The sequence below is a fragment of the Ruminococcus sp. YE282 genome (genome assembly GCA_900101355.1).
In the GTDB taxonomy this organism is placed as follows: Bacteria; Bacillota; Clostridia; order Oscillospirales; family Acutalibacteraceae; genus Ruminococcoides; species Ruminococcoides bromii_A.
The window spans coordinates 24180-35892 of sequence record FMUV01000024.1 but is presented as its reverse complement, the minus strand read 5'-3'; the positions used below and the strand labels follow the sequence as shown (position 1 = coordinate 35892).

8 protein-coding genes and 1 pseudogene are annotated in these 11713 nt (G+C 34.6%); 4 read left to right on the top strand and 5 right to left on the bottom strand.

The annotated features are described in order from the left end of the window. Positions 1 to 126 (top strand): annotated as a pseudogene (locus tag BLP46_RS13560) (IS256 family transposase); the annotation flags it as partial. A 194-nt stretch (positions 127 to 320) separates the two neighbouring features. Here BLP46_RS13560 and pdxR read toward each other — a convergent pair. Together pdxR and hemW are read right to left on the bottom strand one after the other, a co-directional pair. After that, positions 321 to 1691, bottom strand: coding sequence for a MocR-like pyridoxine biosynthesis transcription factor PdxR (gene pdxR / locus BLP46_RS08485; protein WP_092978164.1), 1371 nt, complete (start codon positions 1689 to 1691; stop codon positions 321 to 323). 67 nt (positions 1692 to 1758) lie between these two features. Then, positions 1759 to 2856 carry a radical SAM family heme chaperone HemW gene (gene hemW / locus BLP46_RS08480; protein ID WP_092978162.1) on the bottom strand — a complete coding sequence of 366 codons (1098 nt, stop codon included), beginning with the start codon at positions 2854 to 2856 and terminating at the stop codon, positions 1759 to 1761. A gap of 181 nt (positions 2857 to 3037) precedes the next feature. Here hemW and BLP46_RS08475 point away from each other — a divergent pair, with 181 nt between their 5' ends. Next, positions 3038 to 4027 carry an alpha/beta hydrolase gene (locus BLP46_RS08475; RefSeq protein ID WP_167669227.1) on the top strand — a complete coding sequence of 330 codons (990 nt, stop codon included), beginning with the start codon at positions 3038 to 3040 and terminating at the stop codon, positions 4025 to 4027. 107 nt (positions 4028 to 4134) lie between these two features. Here BLP46_RS08475 and BLP46_RS08470 read toward each other — a convergent pair whose 3' ends face one another. The 3 genes from BLP46_RS08470 to pfkA all read right to left on the bottom strand — a co-directional run bounded on the left by BLP46_RS08470 (position 4135) and on the right by pfkA (position 7444). Next, complete coding sequence (locus BLP46_RS08470; protein WP_167669226.1) at positions 4135 to 4941, bottom strand: mechanosensitive ion channel family protein; 807 nt, start codon at positions 4939 to 4941, stop codon at positions 4135 to 4137. Beyond that, entirely contained in the window at positions 4934 to 6379 is a 1446-nt protein-coding gene (locus tag BLP46_RS08465; protein ID WP_092978156.1) for an MORN repeat-containing protein, read from the bottom strand. The genes BLP46_RS08470 and BLP46_RS08465 overlap by 8 nt, the downstream gene beginning before the upstream one ends. Positions 6380 to 6475: 96 nt before the next feature. Then, complete coding sequence (gene pfkA, locus BLP46_RS08460; RefSeq protein WP_092978154.1) at positions 6476 to 7444, bottom strand: 6-phosphofructokinase; 969 nt, start codon at positions 7442 to 7444, stop codon at positions 6476 to 6478. 218 nt (positions 7445 to 7662) lie between these two features. On the opposite strand from pfkA, the gene BLP46_RS08455 reads away from it, so the two are divergent. Next, on the top strand, positions 7663 to 8607 hold the full coding sequence (locus BLP46_RS08455; RefSeq protein WP_092978152.1) for a glycosyltransferase family 2 protein: 945 nt from the start codon (positions 7663 to 7665) through the stop codon (positions 8605 to 8607). Positions 8608 to 8763: 156 nt separating this feature from the next. Beyond that, positions 8764 to 11646: an acyltransferase gene (locus tag BLP46_RS08450; protein WP_167669225.1), complete on the top strand. Its 2883-nt coding sequence runs from the start codon at positions 8764 to 8766 to the stop codon at positions 11644 to 11646. Positions 11647 to 11713: the final 67 nt, after the last annotated feature.

Here is an 11713-nt window from a genome sequence, read left to right as displayed (position 1 = left end):
AGCCTGCGCAAAATGTTGTATTTAGCGTCTCAAAAAATTGTCGAACGCTGGACACAAAGATGTCGAAACTGGGATGTAGTTTTAAGCCAGTTATCAATAATATTTGAGGCCAGAATACCTGCTTGATTTGCCCCTGAGAATAGAATTTCCTGTCTGCGGAATGTTATTCACGCTTTGGCATGCATAACATTCCGCAGACAGGAATGAAAAGTTGACACGGGGCAAATCAGAAAGCCTGATTGCAACCGCAATCCTGTATTCTGTTATTGCTTGAAGGATTATTATTTACACAAAATTTTATGGGTTGCCAAATAAATTTATCAGCTTTTATTGTTATACACAATTTGGCTCAATGTTTTAATACCGTCATCAATATTTTCAATCGGTATTCCTGAAAAACTTAAACAAAATTCATTATCTTCCGTTTTATACGGCATTAAGCAAATTGACTTTTCTTGAATCTGTTCCTTAATTTTTTTTCGATTAACCGAAAAATTCAATTTTAACGTAATATATAATGACGTTTCATTAAAAACTATGTCATAATTATCGAAATACTTATTAATGCAGTTTAAAATCACCTTGCTTTTTTCAAGGTAAGTTCTTCTTGCTTTTCTTAGATGAACATATATTTTTCCGCTGTTTATATATTTTGAAAGCGCCAATTGTTCTGTTTTTGAGGCGGTCTGGTTTATTGCACCTTTTATTTCATTATAACGTTTTATATATTTATCAGGCAACACCATATAACTGATACGCACCGATGGTAAAAGCACTTTTGAAAACGAGCCCAAATAAACAGTGTTTTCTATTCCGTAGTTTTGAACACAGGGCATGGGGTGGGTGCTGTATCTAAGTTCTCCGTTATAATCATCCTCTATTATCAATGCATTGTTCTGTTTTGCCCATGCGATGATTTCAAGACGTCTTGCAACAGGAGTGTTTGCTCCCTCTTTATTTGTAAAATTAGGATTAATAAGTATAATATCCGGCTTTATTCTTTCAAGTGAGTCAATTGTAACTCCTGATTCGTCGCTTTCAAAGTAGTTTATTTGGTAATCATAGCTCTTAAATACGTATTCTGATTGAACAAAACTTGAATCAGCCATTGCTACTTTTTTCCTGCATCCCAATAGGGAACATAGCAAACACAAAAGAGGCTGTATGCCTGCACCTACAATAATATTTTCAGAACTTGTATTTACGCTTCTTGTTCCAAGCGCATAGTTTTGCAAGGCTATTCTCAGTGCTTCTTCACCCTGAACGTTTCCGTAAGAGGTAAGCAGATAGTTACTGTTTATTACTTCCTTTATATCCTTTTTCCATTCAGCAATATTTATGATTTTTTCATCAATACTTTTTCCGCTGAAATCAAAGCGATAAATTATATTTGAATTTTGGGATTTTCTTTCGTCTGCGTCAACAATCTTAGGCGTATTTTCAAATTGTGCCTCAACATAGTACCCACTTTGCGGCTTGTTCTTTATATAACCTTCAGCACATAATTGCTCATATGCCCCGGTAACAGTGGTTTTTGAAACCCCAAGATTTTCACTCAGTTTTCGAATAGAAGGAAGTTTGGTATCTTTTTTCAGACTGCCGTTTTCTATTGAATTTCTTACAGATAAATATATTTGCCTGTATTTAGGAGTTTTTGCATTGCTGTCGGCAATTATAAAATCGTAAAACATAAAACATCACCGTTGTATTTTAGTATTTCTTACAATTCTTAAAAAACTGTTTTTAAGTACTTTATCATCAGATTAAATCACTGATTATTGTGTTTGAAACGAGAAAACCTTTTGGTGTAAAAAACGCCCTTTGACTATCAATTTCCATAAAACCGGCATCTGCATACCTGTGTATTTTTCTCAATAAATGTAATGAAACTGAATGTCTGAATTTCTCTTTATATTCTTCAAAAACAAGTCCGCTTTTAAGCCGCAATGAAAGCATTATAAATTCTTCTTCATTACCTCCGTCACAATCAAAAGTAGTGGTATTTTTCTCAAAATCACTAAAGCTTCTTCCGTAAAAGAATCTTTTGCCCTTAAAAAATGAATGGGCTGACGGACCAATTCCAATATACTCTCCGCACTTCCAATAATTGATATTATGTTTACTTTCAAACCCATTTTTTGCAAAATTGGATATTTCGTACTGTTCATATCCGAGTGATTTTAAATAATCTACGGCAAATAAATAAAACTCGGCTTGCATATCTTCATCGGGCAATTCAAGCTTATCTCTTGTAGCATAGAATCTTGTTCCTTTTTCAATCTTAAGAAGATAAGATGATATATGAGTAACCCCACATCCAGCACAAAAATCAATTGATTCTTTTAAGCTGTTTAACGTTTGATGCGGAATCCCCATCATTAAATCTAATGATATATTATTTATTCCGGCTTCTTTGGCTCTGATAACGGTTATTTTTGCATCATTGGCACTGTGGATTCTTCCCAATTCGTCAAGCTCATTTTGAACGGCACTCTGCATACCTATTGAAATTCTGTTAAAGCCAGCATCTTTTAATAATTTAAAATCTATGGTTTTTCCTGTATCAGGATTAATTTCAACAGTAATTTCGGCATTTGATTCAATTATAAAATTATTTTTTATTTCAAACAATATTTTTGACAGCAATTCTGAGCCCAGTACACTTGGAGTGCCGCCGCCAAAGTAAATACTCTTTACACTGTTTTCAACTTGTTGACTCCAATACCTTATTTTATCAATCAAGATTTCGGTATAATTCTTATATTTTTCATAATTGCCTTTTCCGCTGTAAAAATCACAATAAGGACACTTGCTCTTACAAAAGGGGATATGTATATACAGTCCGATTGCATCCATAAAAACCTCTTAAATTATATTAAGGCAGAAAACAAAATTTCTACCTATACCTTTAAATATTAAATCTTTCCATTAGATATCTTACATTTATTTAATATTATTGTCAAGGGCTTGAAAATGTTAGATTAATAAATTAGAATAATCTTAAATAAATTGCTTTTTTCAAAAGGAGATGATTATTATGAAAAAAATATTCTCATTGATTTTATCAATAATTTTAATCTGTTCATTTAGCCTCTATGGCTGTAATTCCGCTCAAAGCACAGAAACAGACAGCAGTACACAAACACAGAATGCCAACCTAACTCAATCTGTGACAAACAAAAGCGATGATGACAAGTTTAATCCTTATTTAACTGAAAATAAATATGATATAGGTGAAGAAATGTTTGAAAAACGCAATGACGTTGACTATGGTACAGTTTTAAAAGATGTTACTTATTATTCGCAAACCGCCGGCGACAACAAACAATGCAATATTCTTTTGCCTGCAGGTTACAATGAAAATAATCAATATCCTGTTATGTATATTTTTCACGGCTTTGGCGGCAGTCATAGCGATCAAATTGACGATGATTCGTATGTAACACTTCTTTACGGAAATATGTTGCATGACAATTTGGCCGTACCGCAAATTATCGTTAATGTTGATATGTATACTGACAAGCAGAGTGAAAAAGCAGAGAAATCAGATGAAGAATTGCGCTATATTTACGATAAAGCAATTGATGATGTTGCAAAAGACCTTATGCCGTTTATCGAAGATAATTATTCGGTTAAAACAGGTAGGGAAAACACCGCAGTTGCAGGTATGTCGGAAGGCGGAGCCAAGTCACTCTGCACAGGTTTTAAATGGCTTGACAAGTTTGGTTATATTGCTTCATTTGCGCCTGACCCGGGCATAATTCCGACAGAGTTTTACAAAGGAACATACTGGAACACACCGTATCTTGAGGAATTTCCTCAACCTACGGATGAAAATACTCCATTTTATTTATATCTTGCTGTTGGCAGTGAGGACCCGTGGAATATAGACTGCACATTATATTATAAGCAGGTGTTTGACGAAATGGGCATTAAAAATCAAACAGATTATGTTGACGGATATGAACATAATCATATATTTTGGAGACAATGTTTTTATAATTTCTTGAGTAAAATATTTAAATAAGTACATTATAATATCTGCGTAATCTCTTGTCATAACAAAACCTTCTATGACAGTACAACGGTTCTGTCATAGAAGGTTAATCTTTTTATTCTAAAATTTTGCCCGATTTATTTATCATTTTTTACAACTATATGAGGATATGGGATAGTTATTCCATTATTATCAAAAGCGAGTTTTACATTTTCCTGCATATAATAATATACATTAAAATAATTGTCAGGATTTACCCAGAATTTTACGATTATTTCAATTCCGCTGTCAAGGTGCTTTCCGACACAAACGGCAGGTTCCGGATCTTTTAAAATAAGTTCGGAATCATTTATGAGTTCCATTATAACTTTTCTTACCTTTAATAAATCGTCCTCATAACTAACCGTATATTTTAAAAACATCTTTCTTTTATCGCCAATAGTGCAATTGACAACATTATTAGATGTCAGCTTAGAATTTGGAATACGTACAATTTTATCATCAAGTGACTTTAACGTAGTATAGAACACATTAATTGACTCAACGCTGCCTGTCAAATCTTCAAATTCCAAAACGTCACCTGCAACGAATGGTTTATTAAGCAAAATCACCATTCCGCTTACAAAATTTTTAAGATTATCCTGAAGTGCAAGTCCTGCGGTTAGTGCTGCCGCTCCAAGGGCTGTAAGCAGTGATGAAACATTAACTCCTATTGTGGAAAGAGCTGTTATTGCAACAATAAAATACAGTATTATCTTTGTAAATGAGAATATGAACGTTTTAGTTGTATGCTCGATTTTTGACTTTTTAAGTACCTTTTTAAAAAGCATCATAATAAATCTTACAATCAAACATCCTATAACTGCCACAAGTGCCAATAAAAACAGCTTTAAAGCCGCAGCCGACAAAAATTCATTAAATTTATTTATAGATTCTTCAGTCACCATTTTCTCCGTCAGTAATAGTTTTTTCTGAAATAAGTTCTCCGTCAGCCCAAAAGCCGATTACAATATCTCCGTTTTCATTAAATGATACACTTTTTCCGTTTCTGACTCCATCAGTATATTGACACACATCAAGAAAATTGCCGTTTTTGTCGAAGCGTGCTCCGCACTCTTCGGGCAAATTAGATTTCCATTTTCCAATATGCATAGTACCGTCGCTTTGTCTGTATCCAACGCCGCAACCGGTTCTGACGCCCTTATTCCATTCGCCTACATAGTTTACCGAGCCATTCTTATAATAACATATTCCAAAGCCTTGTCGCTTATCATCAACATAGTTGCCCTCATAAGACGTAAGTCCTTCAGGGGTTTCGGTACGTCCCCAACCTGTTCTTAAATTATCGGAATCAAGCTGTCCGTAATACAGATATTCACCGGTTTCGGTAGCAATAGAATTGTCAGGCTCAGCTTTATTTGCCTGTATTAATTTAATGTAATTATCATTATCCGTATCTTTATCTTCTTTTTCCTTTGATTTATCAGGAATTTCTGAAAGATGAAAATCATCGGTCATTTGAGAATCATCGGAACTGCCTTGATTTTCGTTATCTACAACGCCAAACAAGTTTTTATTGGTTTTATGTGCTTCGACAAGTATTTGCTCTATTTTATCATAAGCAGAATAATTGCTATCGTTAGAGTTAGGGTAGGGAACATTCTCTGCATCATCTATATTCTCAACTGGCTTTAAATATTCAGCATTATCCAAATCTACCGCATTAACAATATTTAATGAGGTGGAAAAATTCTCAGGGCTAAAATTAAACCCGTTTTTCTTCATTCCCGGCAAATCGTCAAGTGCAGTATCATTTGGTCTGAATTTTTCATCAAGCCACAACATACCGTAATTTGTATATATTAAACCTGCACATCTTATATTGTGTGGGTTGTTAACCGACGGAAATAAATACGAAGTCAGTTTTTTACCGTCGGGATAAAATCTGTCGTACTTTATTGAAAAATATTCAAAAATAAATATTGGCTCTATAACGGCTAACAATACATTCTCAAATTTATCATCATAATATTCGGTTCTTACCCAAATATGCTTAGAATCGAAAAACTGCCTCTTGTTAATGATCCCATTTGGGCTATAAGATATAACAGAATACAAACCGCCTGTTTCTTTCTTTACGGTTTGGTAGGGAACGTTATTATTGGTTATTTTCCACGATAATGGCTCATTAGCAGATAAAAAGTATGAAAGATTATATTCCTTACCATCAATTTCAATATCAGTTTTATCATTCTGACTTGAATTATTGGAATTAAAATAATTAGCTCTGACTCCTGCCAAAGCATCATTTTTAAAATCAAGTTTTTCAAAATTTGAAATCAAAGCAGAATAAACAATTAAGTTATTATAATTTGCAATCATATCATAATTCCTTTCAGGAAAATAAACATTCTAAACAAGCCAAACTATAAAAAACAAGGGCGAACTAAGTCCGCCCTGAAATTTGTAAAAATATTATCAAATAGAAATTGTCATTGCAATTTTGTAAAGTTCAAGGTCAAACACACGTTCCATATCAAGAGCTTCGTTAATATCAAGGTCGGTAATTTTGCCGTTACGCATAACAACAACACGGTTACCGATATTTTTATCAAGAAGCTGAACAGCTTTATATCCCATTTCACTTGCAACAACTCTGTCACGAAGTGTTGGGGAACCGCCGCGCTGTACATGACCGAGAACGGTTGCTCTGGTTTCAATTCCGAGACGTTGTTCAATGTACTTAGCAAGGTCGTTAACTCCACCGACACCTTCTGCAACAACAATGATAAAATGCTTTTTACCTGTTTTCTGAGTATTTACAATTCTTGTAATTACATCACGTTCAATATTGTATTCAACTTCAGGAACAAGAATTGCAGTTGCACCAGTAGCAATACCGGTTTGGAGAGCAATATCGCCGCAACGTCTGCCCATAACCTCAACAATTGAGCAGCGGTCGTGGGATTGAGCTGTATCTCTGATTCTGTCAACCATCTGAATAGCAGTATTCATTGCTGTGTCAAATCCTACTGTATATTCAGAACAAGCAATATCATTATCAATTGTACCCGGAACGCCGATACAATTGATTCCTGCGTTAGTAAGAGCACGTGCACCTCTAAATGAACCGTCACCGCCGATTACAACCACACCGCTGATTCCGATGCTTCTGCAAAAGTCAGCAGCTTTTTTAATACCTGCAGGTGTTGCAAACTCCTCACTGCGGGCTGTGTAGAGCATTGTTCCGCCATTTCCGATTATTTCGGAAACGCTGCGTAAATTCATCTCCTGAACATCACCGTTCAAAAGACCGTTATATCCACGGTAAACACCGTATACTTTCATACCTTTATTTATACCAGCACGAACGACAGACCTTACAGCCGCATTCATACCGGGAGCATCACCGCCGCTTGTTAAAACTGCAATAGATTTTTCAGACATAGTACTACCTCCGTTAGGTTATTAACATTGATATTATAATACAAATATTTTTTGTTTACAAGAGGATTTTTAAAATTTGACGAATTTTCATTACATTATGTTACAAAAGCAGATAATTCTTGACTTTTTAATTTGTCAGTATTAATATAATAAATATATGTGTAGTTGTTAACTATGTAACTAACTTGAATTTTTGATTATTTATAAGGAGACTTATTATGACGAAATTGTATTTAGCAATTCCTTGTTATAATGAAGAGGAAGTTTTAAGGGATTCTGCTGAAAAACTTAATAATAAATATAACGAAATGATGGCAGAGGGCAAAATTTCTCCTGACAGCAAAATTGTTTTTATTGATGATGGCTCTAAAGACAAAACTTGGAGCACAATTTCCGAGCTTCACAAAGAAAATCCGGTTTTCCAAGGAATAAAACTTACACGCAACAGAGGTCATCAAAACGCTTTGCTTTGTGGTCTTATGACATTGAAAGACAAAGCAGACGCAGTAATATCAATTGATGCCGATTTGCAGGATGACATAAATGTTTTTGACGAAATGGTTGAAAAATATGAGAACGGATGCGATGTGGTATACGGTGTGCGTTCAAAGCGTGCAACCGATACTTTCTTTAAGCGCTTTACCGCTGAAGCTTTCTATAAAATTCTAAATAAAATGGGAGCAAAGGTAATTTTTAACCACGCTGACTTCAGACTTATGAGCAAACGTGCACTTGAAGCTTTCTCAATGTATAAAGAAACCAATATATTCCTGAGAGGAATGGTTCCGCTTGTAGGTTATAAATCGGATGTGGTAAAATACGAGCGTGCCGAACGCCTTGCAGGCGAAAGTAAATATCCGCTTAAAAAGATGCTTGCACTTGCCTGGGAAGGAATCACATCACTAAGTATTCAGCCAATTAGAATGATTACTTGGCTTGGCGCTATAATATTTGCAATCAGCCTTGTCATTATAGTTTACTCACTTGTAAGATTCTTCATAGGTGCTACCGTAAGCGGATGGGCAAGTACCCTTTGTTCAATTTGGGCATTAGGCGGATTACAGCTTCTTGCAATCGGTGTAATCGGTGAATACATCGGAAAAATATATCTTGAAACCAAGCGTCGCCCAAGATATATTGTTGAGGAATTCCTTGAGGATTAATTTACAATATATAAAGTAAAATTTATCAAATAAGTGTTCGTATTATCGGACACTTATTTTTTTGGATAAATATAGTTGTTTTTGTTGTAATATTTCTGATTTTATGTTAATCTTAATTATATATTATTATAAGTTCTAAAGAATAGGATGGTACAAATGAAGGCTAACAAAGCAATTAAGGCCAACAGACTAAAGCCTAAACAAAAGGGAAGAGACAGTTCGCTGGATATTATTCGTATTGTTGCGGTTGCAACTGTACTTTCTGTGCATTTTTTCCTGCATAACGGATTTTACAGTCAAACTGTTCAAGGCAAACCAATGTATATTATGGTGCTTATGCGCACATTTTTCTCGGTTTGCGTTCCTATGTTTATGGTTCTTACCGGTTATCTTATGTGTCGAAAGACCCTAAGTAAAAAGTATTATAAGGGAATTGTAAACACACTGATTATTTATGTGCTTTCGGCACTCGCCTGTATGATATTTAAAGCAGTCCATGACGGTGCCGAGTTTACATTTAAATCTGTTATTTTGGGCATATTTGACTTCACCGGGGCAAATTACTCGTGGTACATTGAAATGTACATCGGTTTATTTTTAATTGCTCCTTTCTTAAATCTTGCTTACAACAAACTGACAAATAAAAGGGACAAACAAGTATTGGTTTTTACTTTCGTATTTCTGACCATTATACCGTCAGTATTTAACATTTTCAATTTTGGATCTCTTAATTGGTGGGCAGATCCTACTACCTCAGATGAATTTCAAAAGCTTATTCCAAACTGGTGGATTGGATTTTATCCGGTTGCGTATTATTTTACCGGCTGCTATTTGCGTGAATACGGTCTTAAGTTCCGTACCCGCACATTATTTGCCCTTTTAATAGCTTCAACAGTAATCTTCGGCACATTCAACTTTTACAGAAGCTATGGAACGACATTTAAATCCGGCTCATATTTATATTGGTACGGAATAGAACCGTATGTTCTCACCATTCTGCTGTTTTCGTTACTTAAAAGAATCAAAACCGATAATATAAAAAAAGCAACCAAAACCTTTCTTTGGAAGCTGTCAGACCTTGCTTTGGGAATATATTTACTTTCTTTTATATTTGATTCAATGGTTTATCCGATTTTGTGCCAAAAAGTACCGTTAATGACTGACAGACTTCCATACTACTTTGTTACGGTACCAATTGTATTTGTTTGTTCTGCAATGAGTTCCGCAGTTTTAAAATTGCTTACAAATTGGATAATACTTGCTTATAACAAAATATCTGAGTTTGTCAAAGAACAACGCCTTAAGAAAGATAAATATAAATGGCAGGATTGCCTGTTTATAGTTTTGCTTTTAGGCGGAATTTTGTTTGCATTTTGGAAATGCAAATATGGATTTGGCGGAAGTGATGAGGCGTTTTACCTTACTATTCCGCACAGACTAATTCACGGAGACGCTTTGTTTACCGACGAATGGCATTTATCTCAGCTTTCGGGATTGCTTTTAGTGCCGTTTGTATGGATATATGAGACTATTACACAATCCACCGAAGGTATTATTCTTGCCGCAAGATTTACCTATGTAGTGTTCCATGCGATAATTTCAATTGTAATTTATACAAGATTTAGAAAATTCGGATACATTTCTGTATTTGCAAGCGTTTTATTCTTTATTTACACGCCTTACAATATTATGGCAATGAATTATGACTCAATGGGCGTTGACTTTATTGCTGTAACCGGTGCAATTATGGGAACAACGAATTATAAAAAGAAACTGCCGCTGATTATAAGCGGACTTACCTTTGCAGCTTCTGTTTTATGTTGTCCATATCTTATGATAGCTTATGTATTATATGCAATTTGTGTTTTAGTACATATAATAATTAAAAAGAGAGACTCAAAATTTATACTTAAGTCTGAACTTTTCTCATTAAAGACATTCTTGTTCTTTACATTGGGCGCAGCTATACTTGCACTGATATTTGTAATTTTTGTGCTTTCAAAAGCAAGTTTTGGTGATATACTGAGAAACTTCCCATATCTTATGACTGACCCGGAGCATCCGTCAATTCCGCTATTCAAAAAATTCACAACATATTTTGATACTACTGTCAACTCAATTGCTCTGTTTAAAGTATGCGTTTATTCATACTTGGCAATGTTTATTGTAATGCTAATTGACAGAAAAAGAAGCCTTCACAGAGCACCTTATCTTACAATCACAGCATCAATTGTTATATTCAGCTACGTTTTAATAGTGCCGAATATGGTATCATCAACATATAATGCTATTATGTATCCTCTGATATTCATAGGAATCACTTCATACACACTATGCAAAAATAAGCCTAAAGAATTGTTTGCTGCGCTGTTTATAATAGGAATTATTTACTCATTCTGTATCCATTGCACTTCAAACCAGTATTTCTATGTTATTTCAATGGCTATGGCTTCCACAAACCTTGCAAGTTATATCTTCATTGCTCAGCTAATAAAAGAAATGCAAGAAACTCCTGACAATATAACATATGCGCTCTGGATAAAACGTGCTGCATTTGTAACAGCGGGATTTATGATATTCCTTCAAGGTGCGCTTCAAATTTCTATAAAGGCAAATCACTGTTTTTGGGAGTTTGGAGACCCGTCAACTCTTGTAAGCAAAATTAATGACGGTCCTGCAAAGGGCATATATACCAATCCAACAAACTGCGATAATTACGAAAAAATATATAACGACATTAACTCCTATTACAGCAACAAGGAACCGGATAAAATTTTGTTTTTAAGCAACAAAACTTGGGCTTATCTTTCGGTAAAGAATTATCCGTTCGGCACACTGTCAGCATGGATGTCTGAAAACGTTCCAAGCTTCAACAGACTTCTTACTTATTACGAAGTAAATCCTGAGAATACACCGAAATATGCTTATATTCCAAAAGATTCTGAATGGGATTTAACTAAGGTTCAGGGTAAGGCTGCCGAATACGGTTATCAGGTAAATGAAGACTCTGTCAGCTATAAGCTTGAAAAGATTAATTAAAACGATTATATGTAAATTAGTATAATTTGTCAATTAACGGTTATATTTAACTACAAATTACTTGTTT